The organism is Candidatus Uabimicrobium helgolandensis (genome assembly GCF_041508025.1).
GTDB classification, from domain to species: Bacteria; Planctomycetota; Uabimicrobiia; order Uabimicrobiales; family Uabimicrobiaceae; genus Uabimicrobium; species Uabimicrobium helgolandensis.
The window spans coordinates 2,909,723-2,929,733 of record NZ_CP165719.1; the positions used below are offsets into that span (position 1 = coordinate 2,909,723).

19 protein-coding genes and 1 pseudogene are annotated in these 20,011 nt (G+C 33.6%); 16 read left to right on the forward strand and 4 right to left on the reverse strand.

Annotated elements, in window-relative coordinates; genetic code table 11:
* Position 1 precedes the first annotated feature (1 nt).
* Positions 2-415: a F0F1 ATP synthase subunit epsilon gene (locus UABHE_RS10560; protein ID WP_372370235.1), complete on the forward strand. Its 414-nt coding sequence runs from the start codon at positions 2-4 to the stop codon at positions 413-415.
* A 122-nt stretch (positions 416-537) separates the two neighbouring features.
* Here the strand turns inward: UABHE_RS10560 and UABHE_RS10565 are convergent, their stop codons facing one another.
* The gene (locus UABHE_RS10565) at positions 538-981 is read right to left on the reverse strand and encodes a hypothetical protein (protein WP_372370236.1); all 444 of its coding nucleotides are present in this window, start codon (positions 979-981) and stop codon (positions 538-540) included.
* A 246-nt stretch (positions 982-1,227) separates the two neighbouring features.
* Here UABHE_RS10565 and UABHE_RS10570 point away from each other — a divergent pair, with 246 nt between their 5' ends.
* The 7 genes from UABHE_RS10570 to UABHE_RS10600 all read left to right on the forward strand — a co-directional run bounded on the left by UABHE_RS10570 (position 1,228) and on the right by UABHE_RS10600 (position 8,389).
* Positions 1,228-2,052 carry a hypothetical protein gene (locus tag UABHE_RS10570; RefSeq protein WP_372370237.1) on the forward strand — a complete coding sequence of 275 codons (825 nt, stop codon included), beginning with the start codon at positions 1,228-1,230 and terminating at the stop codon, positions 2,050-2,052.
* Between the two features lie 579 nt (positions 2,053-2,631).
* Positions 2,632-4,833, forward strand: a complete 2,202-nt coding sequence (locus UABHE_RS10575; RefSeq protein ID WP_372370238.1) for a SulP family inorganic anion transporter — start codon at positions 2,632-2,634, stop codon at positions 4,831-4,833.
* A gap of 224 nt (positions 4,834-5,057) precedes the next feature.
* Positions 5,058-5,192 (forward strand): hypothetical protein, encoded by a 135-nt coding sequence (locus UABHE_RS10580; protein WP_372364459.1) that lies wholly within the window; start codon positions 5,058-5,060, stop codon positions 5,190-5,192.
* 12 nt (positions 5,193-5,204) lie between these two features.
* On the forward strand, positions 5,205-5,399 hold the full coding sequence (locus UABHE_RS10585) for a four helix bundle protein (protein ID WP_372371597.1): 195 nt from the start codon (positions 5,205-5,207) through the stop codon (positions 5,397-5,399).
* Between the two features lie 205 nt (positions 5,400-5,604).
* Positions 5,605-6,237, forward strand: a complete 633-nt coding sequence (locus UABHE_RS10590; protein ID WP_372370240.1) for an IS982 family transposase — start codon at positions 5,605-5,607, stop codon at positions 6,235-6,237.
* A 166-nt stretch (positions 6,238-6,403) separates the two neighbouring features.
* Positions 6,404-7,411 carry a leucine-rich repeat domain-containing protein gene (locus UABHE_RS10595; protein ID WP_372370242.1) on the forward strand — a complete coding sequence of 336 codons (1,008 nt, stop codon included), beginning with the start codon at positions 6,404-6,406 and terminating at the stop codon, positions 7,409-7,411.
* Between the two features lie 684 nt (positions 7,412-8,095).
* Positions 8,096-8,389, forward strand: a complete 294-nt coding sequence (locus tag UABHE_RS10600) for a hypothetical protein (RefSeq protein ID WP_372370243.1) — start codon at positions 8,096-8,098, stop codon at positions 8,387-8,389.
* On the opposite strand, the gene UABHE_RS10605 is transcribed toward UABHE_RS10600, so the two are convergent.
* Genes UABHE_RS10605 through UABHE_RS10615 form a run of 3 tightly spaced genes read right to left on the reverse strand, consistent with a single transcriptional unit; the run spans position 8,379 to position 11,048 of the window.
* On the reverse strand, positions 8,379-8,603 hold the full coding sequence (locus UABHE_RS10605; RefSeq protein ID WP_372370244.1) for a hypothetical protein: 225 nt from the start codon (positions 8,601-8,603) through the stop codon (positions 8,379-8,381). The two genes, UABHE_RS10600 and UABHE_RS10605, sit on opposite strands and share 11 nt — an antisense overlap.
* 9 nt (positions 8,604-8,612) lie before the next feature.
* On the reverse strand, positions 8,613-10,550 hold the full coding sequence (gene glsA, locus UABHE_RS10610; protein WP_372370245.1) for a glutaminase A: 1,938 nt from the start codon (positions 10,548-10,550) through the stop codon (positions 8,613-8,615).
* A gap of 48 nt (positions 10,551-10,598) precedes the next feature.
* Positions 10,599-11,048: a hypothetical protein gene (locus UABHE_RS10615; protein ID WP_372370246.1), complete on the reverse strand. Its 450-nt coding sequence runs from the start codon at positions 11,046-11,048 to the stop codon at positions 10,599-10,601.
* Positions 11,049-11,083: 35 nt separating this feature from the next.
* Here UABHE_RS10615 and UABHE_RS10620 point away from each other — a divergent pair, with 35 nt between their 5' ends.
* From UABHE_RS10620 to UABHE_RS10655, 8 genes and pseudogenes are all read left to right on the forward strand, one after another.
* Positions 11,084-12,697 (forward strand): protein kinase, encoded by a 1,614-nt coding sequence (locus UABHE_RS10620; RefSeq protein WP_372370247.1) that lies wholly within the window; start codon positions 11,084-11,086, stop codon positions 12,695-12,697.
* 417 nt (positions 12,698-13,114) lie between these two features.
* Positions 13,115-13,706, forward strand: a pseudogene (locus tag UABHE_RS10625) (IS607 family transposase).
* A gap of 18 nt (positions 13,707-13,724) precedes the next feature.
* Positions 13,725-15,269 carry an RNA-guided endonuclease InsQ/TnpB family protein gene (locus tag UABHE_RS10630; protein WP_372370248.1) on the forward strand — a complete coding sequence of 515 codons (1,545 nt, stop codon included), beginning with the start codon at positions 13,725-13,727 and terminating at the stop codon, positions 15,267-15,269.
* Between the two features lie 193 nt (positions 15,270-15,462).
* Positions 15,463-15,876 carry a hypothetical protein gene (locus UABHE_RS10635; RefSeq protein WP_372370249.1) on the forward strand — a complete coding sequence of 138 codons (414 nt, stop codon included), beginning with the start codon at positions 15,463-15,465 and terminating at the stop codon, positions 15,874-15,876.
* 434 nt (positions 15,877-16,310) lie between these two features.
* Positions 16,311-16,583 (forward strand): helix-turn-helix domain-containing protein, encoded by a 273-nt coding sequence (locus UABHE_RS10640; RefSeq protein WP_372370251.1) that lies wholly within the window; start codon positions 16,311-16,313, stop codon positions 16,581-16,583.
* A 32-nt stretch (positions 16,584-16,615) separates the two neighbouring features.
* Entirely contained in the window at positions 16,616-17,587 is a 972-nt protein-coding gene (locus UABHE_RS10645; protein ID WP_372370252.1) for a hypothetical protein, read from the forward strand.
* On the forward strand, positions 17,568-18,602 hold the full coding sequence (gene ltaE / locus UABHE_RS10650) for a low-specificity L-threonine aldolase (protein WP_372370253.1): 1,035 nt from the start codon (positions 17,568-17,570) through the stop codon (positions 18,600-18,602). The genes UABHE_RS10645 and ltaE overlap by 20 nt, the downstream gene beginning before the upstream one ends.
* 197 nt (positions 18,603-18,799) lie before the next feature.
* On the forward strand, positions 18,800-19,831 hold the full coding sequence (locus UABHE_RS10655; protein WP_372370254.1) for a hypothetical protein: 1,032 nt from the start codon (positions 18,800-18,802) through the stop codon (positions 19,829-19,831).
* The last annotated feature ends 180 nt before the right edge of the window (positions 19,832-20,011 follow it).

Consider the following 20,011-nt stretch of genomic DNA (forward strand, 5'->3'; position numbering starts at 1 on the left):
CATGAGCGAAAAAAAAATAAAGTTTCTCATTACCACGCCAGAGGGAGCAGCAGTAACCAATGAAGTTAATTGGTGCGTTCTTCCAGTAGTGGATGGTGAATGGGCTATAAAATATGACCACGCTCCTGTTGTTCTGTTACTCGGCCAAGGAACTCTACGTATTAAGAACGATGCGTGGAAATATTTCCATATTAAGTCTGGCATTGCTCATGTTGGCAATAATGAAGTGAATATTATATGTGATTCCGCTATAGATGCTACTGAACTTTCAGCTGAAGAGCTAGAAAAACAATTAAGTGAACTCTTAGAGCAATCACCTGCTAACGCGAGAGAAAAAAGTAAATTGCACAAAAGTGTAACAGAGATAAAATCAAAACTATACACTTTAAAACAAATGCAACAAGCTTCCGCCTAAGGGATGTGGCATAAAATAATATACCAAAATGGTAAATTATTTTAGCCGCTTCCCTAACAACAAAAGCACCAGATAATCTGGTGCTTTTGTTGTTTCACTCATATCTCTAAACACCGTAGCTATTAGCGCACTGCAACTAAAACATATCGACCCTTGTGGAATACCTTTACATATTTTACGTTTTGATGAGATCTTTTGTAATGGCGATTATTTGAATAAGATCTTTGTCCAGTATTATGACGATAACTGTTATTGCGATAGTTTTTTCTTACAGGACGATGCTGATTATAACTTCTCTTTACTGATCGATACTGATTATAACTTCTTCTTACAGGTCGATTCTGATTATAACTTCTTCTTACAGGTCGATTTTGATTATAACTTCTTTTTACTGATCGATGATTTCTATAGCGTTTTTGCTTTGTTTGGTAATGACGATCATAATTATTGTATTGTTTTTTTGAATATTGTCTTGAGTATCCATCATCATAAGTAGTACAACGGTCAGCGTATAGTGTAGCACAAGATAACACTGCTGCAATTGTCATGAAGTATAGCTTTTTCATTTTGTTCCCCTTGTTTAGAATATGTGTTTGGTTGTTTGCTGATTTGATAAGCAAATGCCATGCCAAAAAATAAAATGCTGAAGAAATAAGGGATTCAGAGCAACATGTTTTTTTATAGATCAAAAATATAATTAGATGTGTATAAAAAAAAGGACATAATTTTCTCAAATTTTATATTATGAGTGACTATTATTTCTCATAAGGACTAAAATTTGTCTAAACAAGAATAATCCGGCGAGAACCATAATGAAGAAAATAGAGTATAATTCCATGCGGCGTAATCGTAATATAGATACAGAGAGAAATGGCTACGGGCAAAATAATAAATTTGTTATACCCGAACCCTTTCACGACATGTTGTGTTACTGGGAAAGACTAAACAATCCATTAATTTTTCCACTCAAAATCAACGGACATCAAATTGTATTATTTATAGAACCGACTAGGAACGACTGTGTTCACGCTTGTACTCCTGAAGACATAATAACAATATTAAATTTAGTAAACAGAAAACATTTACAACAAATAGAATTATTCGTGTTACGCCAACCCAAACGCAAACAAGAAATTATACGCCCAGTGTGGGGAAGATTTGCTTATTACGCCAACTTAGGAAAATACGAAGGACCAGCGATTATTCTCGAAGCAACGCCCCTTAATCATGTTTTACATTGGAAAAAAAATATTGATCCTTATGAGGCAAAAGAACTAGAAGCGTTGAAAAAAGACGGGCATAAAATTGAAAAATCTCGTCGTGGATATCGTATACATACAACTATTGAAACAGTTAGAAATACACAACTATACAGAACTATACCACATGAAATTGGCCACGCTGTCGATTACTTGGAGAATTGTATGGTTCCCTCAATAAACGCAGAGACAGAAGAACAAAAAAATTATATCTCGCGAATTTTTGAAGCAAAGAACCCCTTAGATAAAGAAGAATTTGCAAATCGTTATGCACGTAATTTTTACGAAAAGTGGTCGCAAAAAGGAATGCTACCATTTTCTAAAAAAGACAACCTTTCCTGTTTAGAGAAGAAATTTCATCGGTGGTTTAAGAATTAAATAATTTGCGACCTTCATGTTGAAGGTCACAAAAGTCACTCTATATCAACCACTTATGATTCATGTCTTTAAGCCCAGAAATGCTTTTTGGCTTCTAAGCCTTATAAAAAAAGGTTTTTTTGCGGCCTTCATATTGAAGGTCACAAAAGTCATTGTAAAACAACGACTTATGAAACCAACGTTTTTAGATATTAATAATCAACGGCTTTAGTTTTTACTCACATCAATGATCATACATAAAAATCTTGAAATTACTGCTAACACAGGTATACTATAACGTTAAACAGTTTAATATTTTATTATATATGAAATAACAGATATTGGAATTTGTGCAACTAGTTAAAGTTGGTTGTTTAAGCTAAATAACCCACCAAAAGTATTTACTCATTGGTATTTGTTCTCTTAATTTCTAGTTCTGTTCACCTTCGTTATGCAGCTGCTGTGTGTCGCTTCGCGCTAGAAAATAAAAGTCTATTATATTCAACGTCGACGGATAACTATGCTTGTCAGGTCACTTACTTGACAATCAATAGCGCTATTCGCAGTAAATTAATCTAAGGCTAACGGAGTGTTTATTCTATGGATCACGTATCTCCAAAAGATGGTATTGCTGGACTTTTTGAAAATTGGCGTAATGATCTTATTGCGTCTATAGGTGTTGTTCTTGTTGCTCTTCCGCTTGGATTAGGTATAGCGCTGGCATCAAATGTACCACCGATGGCGGGAGTAACAGCCGCTATTATTGGTGGTATTGTTACTACGTTTATACGTAGTAGTCATTTAGCAATCAATGGTCCTACTGCTGGACTTATTGTAGTTGTTATTTCTGCGATGGAAGTTCTCGGCGATTTTAGATATGTTTTAGCCGCTATTGTTTGCGCAGGTGTTTTACAAATGTTGTTTGGTTTACTTCGCTTAGGTAAATTTGGAGACTTTTTTCCTTCTTCCGTTATCCACGGTTTACTTGCAGCCATAGGCATTATTATTTTTGCAAAGCAAGCACATGTTGCATTGGGAACCACTGCAGAATCGCACTCTTATATAGATATACTTCTTGAAATTCCGCATAGTATTATTACCCTAAACCCATTTCCAACATTAATAGCTGTTCTCAGCCTTGCTATTTTAATTATCCATCCTCGCGTAAAAAATAAACTTGTTCATTTTTTACCAGCACCAATATTTGTGCTTTTTATCTCTATTTCATTAGCATATGTATTTCATTTTTTTGAAAATCATACCTTAACATTTTTATCTAAAGTTTACGAAATAGGGCCTCACTTACTAGTGTCAATTCCAGAAGATATTACCGATAGTATTCTTTTTCCAAATTTTGGGAAAATGGGAGAAATAGAATTTTGGACAATAGTTGTTTCTATTGCTTTAGTTGCCTCTATAGAAAGCTTACTTTCTACAGCTGCTATAGATAAACTAGATCCTTTCAAACGCAAAACAAATCTCAATCGCGATTTGTTTGCTGTAGGTCTTAGTACATGTGTTTCCGGTTGCTTAGGTGGGCTCCCAATTATTACTGTTATTGTTCGCAGTTCAGTAAACATTAACAATGGGGCGAAAACAAGGTGGGCTAATTTTTATCACGGAGCAATATTACTAGTTTTAGTTTTCATGTTTGCTGGGTTGATTTCACAAATACCACTAGCAGCTCTCGCAGCAATTCTTGTGTTTACTGGTTATAGGCTTGCTTCTCCTAAAGTCATGTCTGATATATACAGTAAAGGACCAGAACAGTTTCTTATCTTCGCCGTTACTATAGTCATCACTCTTAAAATGGGACTTCTTCAAGGCATTTTTGCAGGTATTGTTGCTAACCTGATTATTCATATGATTTCAGTAAATATGCCACCTAAACTATTTTTAAAATTCTTATTTAAACCAGTAATGACAGTTATTGAAGAAAAAGAAAAACAACACCATTTAAAAATCGAAGGTGTAGCGAATTTCTTTAACATACTACACTTGATGAAAAAATTAAACGCTATTCCACGAGGCGAAGAAATAGACGTTGATTTTACCCACACAAATCTCGTAGATTTAACCACGCAAGAATATCTACACGATTATGCCGAAAAATATAGAAAACAAAATGGTATTTTCCACGTAATTGGTCTTGACATACACCAAAGTTTTTCAGATTATCCACATTCTCTTCGTATACATAGACCTCTTAACAAGATTTATTCTCCAACAAGACGCCAAGAGGAATTGGAGGAAATGTGTACAAAGCACAACTGGGATTTTGACGCACGATTGAGATGGGGAATAACTACTAATTTAGAAGCATTTCATTTCTTTGATATACGTCCAGTAGAATACTACAATAATAAAATTCACGGTAGTTATGAAGATCTAAAAATCAAATGGGAAATTAGTGACATCACTTTTGATGAAGGAGCTTTACTAGGACGGCAAGTATATAGAACAACAGTTCAAGTCGTAAAACTACCGCGTTCTTTACCAGTATTTTGTCTAGAACGCGAGGAATTTTTTGATCGATTTTTAGGAATCACCGGCTATGAAGAAGTTGATTTTAAAATATTCACCGATATTTCTCACAAATTTGTAGTAAAAGGTATCAATAGCGAGGAAATCCATAGTTTCTTTACAAAGGAAATTGTTGAATTTTTTGAAAGTCAAGAAATCTATCACTTGGAGAGTAATGGGCAAGATTTACTTGTATTTAAGTATCTGCGAGTAGCAAGTCCAAAAAGCATAGAAGACATGGTTTTGTATAGCGACCGTTTTGTTCATTTGATTTCTTAAAGTGTGCCAATTTCCTAAACATTAACTTCGATATTCGTTAGTTCGTGGAGGTGCTGCTGGTGCTGGTATAACTCAGCAGCACTTCCACAAACCATATATTAACCCAAGCTGCGACCTATAAAAGTTGTCGTATAGTCTGGTATAATTACTCTTACAAATTCGATGTGCGATTCGAATCTCGTGAGACGCAGTCGTGGCACATGGCACGAAGTAAGGGTAATGCAATGAATTTTAATCATGAAAAATTAGATGTATATCAAGTATCACTAGAATATACAAAAGAAACATTTAATGTGATGGAGAAAATGCCATCAGGTTACAGCTATTTAAAGGATCAGCTAAAAAGAGCATCGCCTTGAGTCCCTCTTAATATAGCAGAAGGCAATGCCAAATTTAGCAAAAAAGAGAAAGCAAGGTTTTTCTCTATAGCAAGAGCATCAGCAAATGAATGTAGTGCAGTATTCGATGTTGCTAAGATAGCCGAAATAATAGACTCAAAAGAAAAAGAGAAAATCAAAAAACTACTCTATAGAATAATTTGTATGCTTTTAAAGTTAATAGTCTAATTTTCGCACATGGAATATCGATCCACGACCACGAACCTCAAAAATCGAATTGCACACATCGTTTTTTTATACTGTTATAACGACTCTTCTCCTAAAGTAGGAAAAACAAGAAGGAGAAAGTCATGAAAAAGAAATTATAATTGTTTTCTGTATATGTGATGAGATAACACAAGCACTCAAGATTGTAGAAGATCCTCAAGTTAAAATGACTAATTCAGAAATTATGACAACAGCATTAGTTTCTATGCTCTACTTTTCTGGCAACTTTGAAAAAGGACGAAATTTTTTAGCCGGGCGTGGCTACATCAAAAAAATGCTAAGTAAAAGTCGTTTCAATCGCCGCATACGTGCTATTGGTGAAAGTGTATGGCTTTCTCTTTTTCGTTTGTTTGTTGAAATTAGTAAGCGAAACAATCTGCGAGATTATATCATAGATAGTTTCCCTATTCCGGTCTGTGACAATATTCGCATTAGTCGTTGCAAAATATACAATACACAAGATCATCGGAGTTGTGTTGCAAGCAAACGTCGTTATTTTTTCGGTTTGCGGGTTCATATGCTCGTCACCAAAACTGGTTTACCAGTTGAGTTTTTGCTTGCTCCTGGTGGCTGCAATGATTGTCGTGTTCTCAAACAATTTCAATTAGATATCCCTGAAAACTCTTTTGTTTTTGCTGATAAATCTTACAATGATTGCTCTTTCGAAGATATTGTTTCTGAAGCTCTTAATGTCTCTATCTTACCTCAGAGAAAGAAAAATTCTAAAAGGGCTTTTTCCGGGGCTACTGAGTTTATTCAAAAGGTTACCCGTAAAAGGATTGAAACTACTTTTAGTTAGATCACTTCTTTTTTTCCAAAGAAAATTCATGCTGTTACCTCTTATGGATTTGAGTTAAAAGTTGTCCTTTTTGTTCTCGCTTTCACTTTTTCTTGTTATTTTTAGGTCGCAACTTAAGTTATATTACAAATATTATAATTGGAACTCATCTAAATTAGGACACTTTATGACTGTCTATACGAAGAAAAACGTCGAAGAATTAGAACACAACGCGGAATATCGCGGATGTACTATTTATTTGAACGATATTATTACACAAATACAAAATTGTAAATTTGATCAGTGTAGTTTTCGTAGTAAGTCAGTAGTAATAGAATCTATTGTTGATACATCTTTTGTGAATTGTAATTTTCCACACTTGTGTTTGCGAAAAGTAGATAACTTGCACATAGAAGGTGGGTATATTGAGTATTTGGATTTAAGTTTAGCTAAGTCTGCTGATCTTTCAACAGTACACAATACACAAATAGTTGGTTTAAATTTGGATAACTGTAAGCTAAAAAAAATACCGGCTCAAGTGTTTAAAACATTGTCGTTGAAAACATTAAGCTTATCGACAAATCAACTATCTGAAATACCAAGTGAAATAGAACAGCTTCGAGAACTGCTATCATTACGCGTGTCGGAAAATAATATTGGCAATTTACCAAAAAGCATTAGTAAGTTATCCAAATTGCAAGAATTACGATTATGTATGAATCGTATACAAAAATTTCCAATGCAAATCGTAAAATTATCCGAGCTGCAACATCTCAGCTTATGGGGAAATAAACTTAAAAAAATACCAGAGGATATTTGTGAATTACACAACTTAAATGAACTTTGTTTGTGGAAAACCGACATAGAAACACTTCCCAATTCCATTGAACAGCTTTCACAATTAAATAATCTCAATTTATCAGAAAATAAAATACATGAGATACCTAAGTCTATTTGGAATTTACACAATTTAGCAGTTCTAGACCTGTCCCGCAATTTTATTGGTCGCGTATCTAAATCCATTAAAAATCTGCAAAATTTGTTTGAGCTTAATTTCGCTTATAATCATATTCGAGAAGTTCCCGTGGAAATGATCGAACTTTCTAAACTAACTTACTTAGATCTCTACGGCAATAAAATAGCGAATAGCGATTTTCTTCATCACTATCTACCTAACTGTACTATTGAGGTCTAAAATAGCAAACGCTCTGTTTCAAAACGCTTATTCAGTTAATCTAAATATCGCACCTAACGGCATTGAAAAAGAATTTCTCGAAATATATAAACCATTATTAGAAAATCGTTTACAAGCAAAACGCAGGCGACAAAGTTTACGCTAATAGTGTAAACTTTGTACTCAACGCAACTTTCGGAAACTAAGTTACCCCTGGTGAATTTAGTTCTGCCGAGAAAGCTCGTTTTTATAGAATTGCTCGCCGATCTGCTACTGAATGAGCTTCTATTATTGATATCTGTCGATGTTTAAAACTGGCCAACGGACGAGAACTTCTTTTGCGAGTTGTAGCAATGCTTACTCGTTTGGTCAAAGTTCAAGTAAAAACGTAAGACTTAAATTGCTAGACGAGATCGGGCTCGCAAGCGGGCTCGGGCTCGAAAAAATAGACAATACTTTGAATGATGACAGGCCCTATTACTACAGTTGTAACTAAGTACAGTTCCTTATTTTTCGGTGTTTCTAGCTGTTTACAAATAACAGTATTTTTTGCTATTTGAAAAGAGCTATCGATAAAATAAGACCTACAGAGTGTCTAATTTTTATAGCTACCTATTTGTTATTTTAATTACAACTGTAGTACTATACAATGTAAAATAAAATTAGTTTGTAAAAATGACTTTAGAAAGTAGTGAGGAGTAACTATTGAAAAAGATATTCTATGGAACTCTGCTAACTTTAACAACGCTCATAATATCTTTTTTATGTGTATATTTTAAAGCTAAAAGCGACTGTATGGGTATACTAGAAAACTACTCACCTAAACCAGTACTCAAATTTAGTTCAGTAAAATTTTCTCAAACAGACATAATCAAGTTCGTATTTGACACGCACTACGAGACTCCTCACTCAACTTTATCTTGGAATTTACGTTACTGGAGTGTTGACGAAATTGACAAATTTATTTTTATATGGGGGAGTAAAAAAACTAGCCAATAAAGCTCACCGCGGTAGTGTTTGTGTAGATCTTCAGGGCATTGTCACTAATAGGTTTAATTTTTGGTTTTTTAAACTGTGCATTTATCTTATGGTTGTCAAATATTACCGCGCGACATTTTAAACATGTCAAATGAATAAGAGAATTAGCTGGTGATATTGATATCTCAATATTTGATTGGCAGTTATCGCATTTTACATTGAATATTTGAGACATGACAATTCCTTAAGATCTAGCACCATCATTCTTACATAATATTTTTATTATGCTTTCTTGTTTATGGCGATAAGCATCATCGAGTGGAGTGTTTCCCCAACGATCCTGAGCATTAATGTTTACTCCATGTAAGATAAGTAATTCTGCAATAGCAGTGTACCCTTCACAAGCTGCAAGATGTAGAGGTGTGCGCATATCATAGTCGGCTCCCTTTAAGCTAATACCCCTGGCAATCATATACTGCAAAGACTGTATATCACCCATACTAACAGCCCAAATAACGCGAACAATATCTTCTGAGAAAGGCTCACGTTCTTGTTCGTTGTAATTTTCATTAACGACGTAACCACCTTGATGTAAAGCCTTATACATTTGTAATAGGTTAACTATTTCCTGATGATTTTGACCAATGGCATCGTCAAGAGGGGTCCCACCCCAACGATCTTGTAAATTGAGATTAACATTTCTTTTGACAAAATATTCCACAATATTTTTGCGCCCTTCTGCAGCAGCTAAATGCAAAGGTGTGCGTCCATCATAATCCATTCCGTTGAGATCTACTTCACATACATCTAGTCTTTGAATTGCGCCAAGGTCGCCTTTGCTTGCTGCCCAAATAAGCTCATCTATTTTTTGTGATTTTGTTTGGATACGATCTAAGCGTGGGTTTTTTTTCTCAGAAATTCCAGTTAAGTTATCATAATGATGAACACTGAATTTTTGCACAAGTTTTTTACAAAACTCCAATCCACGAACACTATTACCTAGGTGATCAATCCGCGGCGACCATACACATATTCCCATAAGATTAGGAATTACAATGAGTAGCCCTCCACCTACACCACTTTTTGTCGGAAGACCAATTGAAAAAGAATATTCTCCTGAAAAATCATACATACCACAAGAAAACATAACCGACAAACAATGCTGAACTGTTTTTGTGCTAAACAAACGCTCACCATTTGCAGGACAAACTCCACCATTTGCAAGAGTTGCGGCAACTACAGACATCATTTCCGCATTTATTTCAATTGAACAGCACTGAAAATAGAGTTCTAAAACCTCATTAATATGAATATCTTTGGGAAAAGCACCGTTTTCTAACATTAACCATCCAAGTGCACGATTACGGTGACCTGTTTTACTTTCAGATAAATATACAGCTTTGTTATAATTTATTTTTTTGTCACCCGTTAACCGCGACCAAGTATCTAGAACATATTTTAACCGTTCTTTGGTATTAAAATCTGAACGAATTAGTGAAGTTGTTATCACTGCGCCAGCATTGATCATCGGATTGTGAGGAAGCCCTTTGTCGTTGAAAACAATATCATTAAAACGGCTACCGCTTGGTTCGCGTCCTACATGGCAGTGAACCGTTTCTTCACCATGTTCTTCTAATGCTAAACAATAGTTTACGGTTTTACATATGGACTGGATCGAAAAATTCGTAGAGGCGTCTCCAATGGTAAATCGCTGTCCGTCTATTGTGCAAACTGCTGCCGAAAAATAATCAGGGTCAACACGAGAAAGTTCAGGTATATAATTGGCAACTTTTCCACCGTCATTTTTTTTTACAGTTGTGAATATATCAGTAATTTCAGCACAAAAATCTCCAAAGTTAGGTACAATCATATTTCCTTGTAATGCTTGTTCTATGAGGAGAATGTTCGGACGAATAATTTGGCAAAAACGCTTATAAGAAATCATGTCGTTTTTTTTATATGCATTGAGAAGAGCAAAACACTCTTTTAGGCGAAAATCTTTTTCAAGAAGCCCTTGTCTTATGAGAAAGTTTTTCAAATGATATGGAGAAATACGCCGCTGTAATTTTAAGTCTAAAGACAGAAACAATTGATACTCTCGCAAATTCGCTCCCCTTGGGGGTGCACACAATTTTTTCTTTACAGCTTTGACTTGTTTTTTAGGTTTTTTTGATTTAATCATGGCAACAACTTATATTATGAGGTGAACTTATTTTCTTAAGGTACACATTTAATCCATACCAGGCGCATTTAAAGAACGTAAGTCTGGTTTTATCCAATTTTTTCTTGCATCGATAGAAAATAATAATCGAGAAGAGTAAAACTGTAAAGGATAATTTTTGTTAATGATATCTGCTGTTAGTAGTTGCTGAAAATGTTCTATTGACAACGACTCTATATTCTGTTGTTTTATGTAGTTGTTTATTGAAAATATATAAAAATAAGTTATGGTTTTATGATATCCACGCTCTTCATTATTAGGTATCCCTAATGCAATGTTATTCTTTTTTATGGCTTCAGGAAGGTTTTCTAATACAGTAGGTAATGGGTTTTGTAACAAGTACCACAATGCTATAATAAAATGTGCCTCGTGGGTCCAGCTTTCTTTTTGTAGAGTACCTTGTTCGAAATGGTGGATAAATTCTTCGATATTTATCATTGTTTCAAATGTATTATTCATTTTCATATACCTGAATTAGTTGCGAGATTTTCAAAATGCTCAAAGATCGCTATCAATTGCTAGGAAAAATTGGTGAAGGCTCAATGGGGATTGTTCACCGCGCCATGGATAAAAGCAACAACCGTTTAGTTGCTATCAAACAGTGTACTTCATCTACTAAAAATGCCAAAAATATCGAGCGTTTTAAAAGAGAATATCAGTTTCTGTCGCAAAATCAGCATCAAAATATAGTGAAAGCGTTAGATCTTTTTGAGTCAGGTAAAAGCAATTACTTAGTGCTTGAATATATAGAAGGAATAACTCTTGGAGATTTAATATATAATCATCCACGATCTATTTCTTTTAACGATCAGATGAAAATTGCCATACAAATTTGCGATGGAATTGCTTTTTTGAATAATAGAGGTATTATACACCGAGATCTAAAACCCGATAATATCATACTTTCAGAAAACAACGTGCCCCATATTCTCGACTTGGGAATTGCTAAATCACAAGCTACAGATATGGATTCCCTGACGTCAACTGGATCAATTGTTGGTACTATTTCATATATGAGTCCTGAGCAATTTGCAAATAAAGATTCGAAAAAGATCGATGTATTCTCTCTATGTATTGTTTTATATCAGTTTTTTGCATGGTTACCTGGCTCACCTTTTCAAGGAAAGAACTTTTCAGACACAATGGCAAGAATCTTAAAAATGACATTGCCTTCTTTCTCTATATATACCCAGAAAAATGATTTACACCATAAAACTATTGCAAATTTTTTACAAGCAGGAATGAATAAAAATCCGAACAAGCGCATTGATATCAATCAACTACACACATCATTAACTCATACATATCGTGGTAAAAACATAGAACAATTGCATGAACTTAGCCTCAAAATAAATAACAAACCTAATGCTATGTCTCTTAGATTTTTAACTTTTGTATTTGCGATCTTTGTTTTGCTTGTGATTTATACCTTTGGTATAGCAAAGAAAACCCTACCACAAAACCTCCCAAAAAGTAATAGTGTAACTACGTTGCAAAAATTATACGATAACAAAAATTATGCACAAGTTATCCATCTTCTAAAAAATCGAGATCATCTTTCTACAATTGAATTGTATTTGCGGGCAAACAGTTATCAACGAACTAAAAAATATGAAAACGCTATCCAAGATTATAATGCTTGCTTACAAAAAAAACCTGTGTTTTTTCGCGCCTATGTTAATCGTGGTTTGATGTGGATGAAACTTCGAGAATACGACAAAGCTGAGGAAGATTTCAATCTCGCAATTCCCCATTATCCAAAATCCAGTTTTTTGCATTACAAAAGAGGTTTATTATACCAACGCAACAAACGCTATAAAAAAGCGCTTCAAAATTACAAGAAAGCACTTCAAATAAATAGTAAATACGTTGATGTATATGTTAACGTAGGAGATATTTACTTTAAACAAAAGCTTTACAAAAAATCGATAACTAACTATTCTAAAGCACTAGAAATAAAACAGAACTATGCTAAAGCCTATTTTCACCGAGGAGTAGCGTATCATAAAATACAAATGCATAAAGAGGCAAAAAAAGATTTTTTTATGGCGCGAAAACAAAATAACAATTATGCCAAAAAAATAAAAAGATACTACCCAAAAAAGTAGCGACATTTGCTAACAATATAACCTCGGTATTTCTCAGTGCTGTAGATTTTACAACAATTAATTGTCACAGACGGGAATTGGAAAGTTATCCATTATATAATCTCGCAGATTATATTACTTGTTGGTTACAGCAAACAAAACGATGTACGCTACTGGATTTGTGAGATTCGTGGTAATAGGCCGATATTTCATGTGCGAAAGCATACAAATTATTCTTCTCTATTGAATCGTGCACATCGAGTTTGTAAGAGTCATGATACGAGATCATACGACAACTTCTATAGGTCGCAACTTGAGTTATGTTAGCTTTTATTCCAACTCAAAGTATAGTAAAGTTTAACATAAATCAATATCAAATATTATCAAAAAATATCAAATTGTTCTTGTCGAAAAGAAAAACTAAAGTATAATAAAGTAATGAAACTATCAGAATATGCAAAAAAGAATTCAATAACTTATTTAACAGCTTATCGTCATTGGCAAAAAAGCTATAAAAGGAAAACAACTCCCGTCAGGAACAATAGTTGTTTTCGACGAAAAGGAAAAAAAAGCTAAGGAAGAAAAGCCAAGCGTGATCATTTATGCACGAGTATCATCATCAGAAAATAAAAAAAATCTAGAGTCTCAGTGCAACCGCCTAAGAGATTATGCAAGTGCTACAGGCTATCAAATAGCAAAAGAAGTCAAAGAAATAGGATCTGGATTAAATGATAAGAGAGCAAAATTAAAGAAAATTTTAGAATCAGATGATTGGGAAATTTTAATAGTAGAGCACAAAGATCGTTTGGCAAGATTTGGATTAAATTACATTGAAATATTACTAGCAAAAGAAAATAAAAAAATAGAAGTAATAAACAAAACAAGTGGTGACAAAGAGGACTTGATGCAAGATTTCGTAAGTATAATTACTTCTTTTTGTGCTAGATTATATGGGTTGAGAAGAAACAAGAGGCGAACAGAGAAAATTATAAAAGAGTTAGAAGAAGAAATGAGTAAAACTGAAAAATAAGTGAGTTTAAGCAAAATTATGAAGCTCGTAGAAAAACATAATATAACAAAAAATAATAAAAAATACTCTGAACTGGACGACTTAAGTTTCCGTTCAAAAAATCTATATAATGCTGGATTGTATGTAGTGCGTCAAAATTTTTTCGCAGGAAAAGGTTTTATAGGTTACGAAAACCTTCAAAAAGAGCTACAACAAAGTAAGCAGCCAGACTATTACGCACTACCAACAAAAGTAAGTCAGCAGATATTAAGAGTATTGTGCAAAAATTTCGAATCATTTTTTAGAGGGTTAGAAGGATACAAGATCAATCCAAATAAATTCAAGGCAAAACCAAAATTGCCAAAGTATAAACATAAGAGTAACGGGCGGAATATAGTTTTATACCCAATAGATGCAATAAACAAAAAAGAATTAACAAAGAACAAAATCAAGCTATCAATGTGTAACATAACATTGTCATGTCAACAAAAACACATCAAACAGGTAAGAATAGTTCCTCGATATGGAATGTACAAAATAGAGATTGTTTATGAGAAATCAGTGTATCTACTCAAAGAAAAAGATATCACGTCGGAATTTCTCTTAGAACTACAAAAAGACACACCAATATCATTGTATCTGAGAAAAAAGTGTTCAAAAATATTGCAAGAAAAAATAGAAAACTACAAATGCGATAAACCAGCAAAGTTATTAAAAAAAGCAATAGCAGATAAATTGAATTCTTTGATCAAAACAAAAATTTATAACAAAGATATTTTTGATTCTGTAACACTATCAAAAGTAACAAAACAAATATTAAGTCAAAAGCCAAAAGAAGAAAAGTTACTTGAGTTCAATAGATTATTATTAGAAGATTGTTACAAACAATTAGGAAAACATAAAGTTCTTAATCCTAACCTTGATAAAAACAAAATCGCTGGAATAGACATTGGGTTAAACAACTTAGCGGCTATAACTTCAAATCAAAAAGACTTCACCTCTGTCTTGATTAACGGTAGACCTCTAAAATCGATTAACCAATTTTTTAACAAAAAGCGTTCTTGTTTAATGTCTTATATCGGTAACAAAGGAACTAGTAGAAGAATTGAAAAACTTACATACAAAAGAAATTGCGTTGTTAGCAACTACCTTCATCAATCTAGTCGCTATATCATTAAATTGCTAGTTGAGAAAAGTATTGGAACATTAGTTATTGGCAAAAACGATGATTGGAAGCAACAGATTAACATTGGCAAAAGGAATAATCAAAATTTTGTTTCTATTCCCCATTCTCAGTTTGTTAACCAACTTACCTACAAAGCCCAACTTGCTGGTATTGAAGTTCTTATTCAAGAAGAAAGTTACACTTCTAAATGTTCTTTCTTAGACAGTGAACCGATCAAGAAACATCAAAATTATTTGGGACGTCGTGTTAAACGAGGTCTATTTAGGTCTAAACAAAATATTTTGCTTAATGCTGATATCAACGGGGCAGCAAACATTATTCGAAAAGCAATCCCGAATGCTTTTGCTAACGGGATAGAGGGCATAGTAGTATTCCCCAAAAGGATCACTCCTTTTTAAATGAAAATTCATTAAATGTAATATTTGATCATGTTTTCGTGAACTATAAGACTAGCAATTCAGCAGATACATTATCAAACTAGACAAAAAGAAAAAATAACTGGTGTGCAAATGCAATAGTAGCTATAATAAAATTCTATTTGGATCTTATATCCATTATAAAAAAAATACGGTTTTTATTAGGAATTTATATATGAAAAATTTATTTATTTTATTAGCTATTTTTGCGATGGTGCTTTCTCCATTAGCGATTGCAGATTGCGAATGTCCAGAAGGGCAGTGCTCTTGTAAAACAAGTGGTGATGATGCTAAAAAATGCGAATGCGAAGAAGGCAAATGCGAATGCAAAGACGATGCTAAGAAATGCGAATGCGAAGAAGGCAAATGCGAATGCAAAGACGATGCTAAGAAATGCGAATGCGAAGAAGGCAAATGCGAATGCAAAGACGATGCCAAGAAATGCGAATGCGAAGAAGGCAAATGCGAATGCAAAGACGATGCTAAGAAATGCGAATGCGAAGAAGGCAAATGCGAATGCAAAGACGATGCCAAGAAATGCGAATGCGCAGAAGGCAAATGTGAATGCAAAGACGAAGTTAAAAGCTAAATTTACAGATTATTTTCCGCAAGATATGTTTCTATTTAAAATTTATTACAAACGAAGTTAAATCCTAAGTTTTATTCAAGGATAATAGACTTCAAATAGAAACACAACTTTAAGTAAGCTTACATTCATTTTTAAAACGCAAAATTTCGGATGTGGCTTACTTAATCTAACACCCCAAAGACTCCAAACCTATAACGGTATTTTAAAATTAGTATACGTAAGAACGTAACAAACTTTAGGGGATAATCGGTTTTGGCCGACATGGGGCACTGCAAACCAAAATATTTTCTATGTTTTAGGCTGAAATATAAATGTTATAACAATGCACTAGTACCTAAAATAGCCAAATTACACAACATGTATATAGCTGTATAGTCAATATCAATTTATGGCTCCAAGAAGCATCGCAAAATTAACGAAAGGATTTAACTTCAATGGCTTTGGTATCATTAGTTATTTATGGAGTTTTACTGATTGCAGTCGTCTTTATTGTTGCTATGTTATCAATGGGAGGTAACAATAACACTTCTGTCTCGAGCGAAAATTCGTTTTACTCAGAAAACGAAGCAATCAAAATTTTAGGCATTAGTAAAGAAGCGCTAAAAACAATGGTTTCTGAAGAAATTTTACGTAAGTATAATAATGACGGAAACACAGTCTTTCGCAAAGAAGATATCGAAGAATTGTCGAGAAATCATAAAAACTAGACCAACGTGTCTAATTTTACAGGAAAAAACACATGTCTCCCGTTTACAAAAGATTTTACAGAGAAATCACTGCTGGCTTTTTTATTGCAATTGCAACTATTGGATTAGGCTATTTACCTGGGGATGATTTTTTACAAGGAATTTGGGTATTTTTATCCACATCTACTGCAGCTTGGATTGCTCTACGTACTAGAGTAAGGGAAAACGACGAAGAGCGTTATTCGCGATTGGCCAAAAGTTATTTTCGGCATTGGATCAAAGAAGATCCTCAAAAAGTAGAAGGTTTATTCGCTGCAAATGTCCCTTATTCTGTCATTGACTGGTTTCAAAAAGAAGCGAATTGTAACTTACTAAAGTGCAACTCTCCTCATGTTGTAGATTCTTGGTCAAAAGTAGGTGATGAGCCTGGAGAACTTATTTTCCGGAGCGGACTAAGATTGGGAAAGATGCTTCGCGAAAGCAAAGAAAATAATTGTAAAACGCAAGAATTTTTATCCAAGAAATTTTCTGAATTTGCTCAAAACGGCAAAGAATTGTTAGGTGAAGAAATAGCCCCACACGTTTTTTATAAAAAGCTTAAAAAGGGCGATTATCGTCCTGTTGGTATTCATATCAGTAATTCTCATAGCGAATGCTTGATTGTATCGGAAAAGCAAGAAAGACAAAATGGTGAGTCGACTATAACAATAAATAGAATTTCTCTAGGGTTCAAGCAAGAACAGCTAGAAGCACTCAATGAAGAAGAGTGGGAATATGCCAAAAAGCACATTATATTCCAACATTTTCCTTATTTCAAACCTGCACAAGGTGGTAGTGGACCACAAAAGAAAGTTGTTCCTCTTTTTTTAACGGAAAAAAACCTCGACGAAAAACAGCTTTCGCAGTTTCCACAACTTGCAGTACAAGTCTATAATCAGTTAAAAGAGTATACGCAAAAAATAATAGATAAAAAAACTCCCCCTGACACGGAGGAACAAGTAGAAAATGAACAATCAAACAATTGATTTACGTAGTGATACAGTAACACAGCCTTGCAAAGAAATGCGCAAATCAATGGCAGAAGCAATTGTTGGTGATGATATGTATGGCGAAGATCCAACTATAAATCAACTACAACAATTAATATGTGAAATTACGGGTAAAGAAGAAGCATTATTTGTACCTACAGCATCTATGGCAAATCAAATAGCTATAAAGACCCTAACAGTGCTTGGTGATGCAATTGCTGTACTTGAGCATGCCCATGTATACCGTTTTGAATCAGGAGCTGCGCCTGTTTTTTCGGGCGTTACATTATTACAGATCGGAGATATAAACGGTTGTATTTCTATCAATGAATTACAAAAGATTATTCCTCCTGACGATCAGCATTATCCTCCTTTAACATTACTATGTATGGAAAATACTCACAATGGACAAGTTGTTCCTCTTGATAATATTGCTGCAGTGTCAGATTTCTGTAAAGGTCAAGGTATAAAAATGCATCTTGATGGTGCTCGTATTTTTAATGCTTCTGTTGCTACGGGAATACCTGTAAAAGACTATGCTAAACATTTCGATACAGTAACAATATGTTTATCTAAAGGACTTGGAGCACCAGCAGGAGCTTTAATTTGCTCAAGTAACAGTAATATAAAAAAAATACATCGCTTCCGCAAAATGATGGGTGGCGCGATGCGGCAAGCAGGAATTATAGCTGCTGGCGGTTTGTATGCTTTGAAAAATAATGTATCCCATTTAAATAAAGATCATGAGCTTGCAAAATATTTGGCAACAGAAATAAAAAAAATTAAGAAATTAAAAATAATCAATGATCCGATTGAAACAAATATGATTTTTGTTTCATATGAAAAACTACAAATAGAGAATGATGTGTTTCAAAAACATATGTCCTCTAAAGGTATTGAAATAAGCTGTGATGATGCGAAAAAAATAACGCGTCTAGTAGTACATCGTGATATAAACATCCAACAAATTGACTATCTATTAGAGAACCTCAATTTACTTGCACAACAATAACTACATTTTTTCTGCTGCATCATTTAACAAATAATGATATATTAAAATATAAGTCACCTAACCAAAATATTTGTACAACTGAAATTGAATAGATATTTTTGACTAGGTTATTGTAATCGACAATTTTAGGCGATAAGAAGTTTACAAAACGTCTAACTTAATTGATTGTTTTTGCAATTATTTTAGCGAGAATTCACATGAACGAGGGTTACTCTGAAATTACGCAAATCATCAGCCAAATCAAAAAGAAAAAAATTGAACTAGAAAGCCTTCTGGCAAAACACACTGATGATATTTTTACAAGAAAAATAATGAATTCTATTTTAAAAGTAGAGGGAATTATTTCAAAAGCAAAAAAATTACAAATGAGTATTGATGTAAAAGGCTATACAACATCGCATAAAGTATCCTCAGGCATTTTGCATTCAAAACTGTTAAAAGAAATCAATCAAATAAAAAAACAAGAACAAGAAACCGACGAAATACAAAAGAACATTGAAAAATTAATTGCAGGAACTCCCATAGAAAAATGGAAAAAAGCAAAGCCAAAACCGAAGCCAAAACCGAAATTAAAAAACGACACAGCCGAATCATGGGAAGTAATAGATATTCCTTTTCATCCCGAGGAAGATGAAGATATACAAACAGGTGAAGAACTTATTAGTTACGCAAAAACTTCGCCAAAGGCTACAAAAAAGCCATCAAATACATCAACAAGTGCATCAACAAAAGGTCATTACAAATCACATTCAAACAATCTTAGTCAACTTCACAAAAAAAACTCGCTTGAAGTGCAAGAAATGATTAGCCAATTTCGTAAGATGCGTAGCGATTTGGATTCAATGTTATCTTCTTACAGAGGACAAAAATACCGCAAAAAAATTATGGATTCTATTATAAAAATCAAAGCGAACATAAATACTTTGCTTAGTATGCAGTCTTCTTTCAAAGTTACACAAAGCGCGGCAATAAATCATAGTGCAACTATTAACCATGCTCAGTTTGAAAAACAAATTTTAGTATTGAAAAAAGCCAAAAAGGAAATGTTAGAAAAATTGAAAATACTAAAAGCCAAAGTTGCAAAAGAGAAGAGAGAAATTATCCAGCAAAGTTACGAAACAAAAAAAACACCTCGTAATGAGAAAAATCCTAGGAATGAAAAAGATCCTACAATGGTAAATTTACTTTTAAAAATGGGTGTTTTAAAGAAAAAAGATAAAAAAAAGTAAGCCAAAAGTTAAATATTTAGAAGTGATTATTTGTAAATTTTGGAATGTATTTGTGATTTGATAATTTGGAACGTATTTGCGATTTGATAATTTAATAAAAAACAGGAAAGTAGTTTAAACTACTTTCCTGCAAGTGGGAAAAAGGTTTTTTAGGTGCTACTTGGGATAGGGCGCTTATTA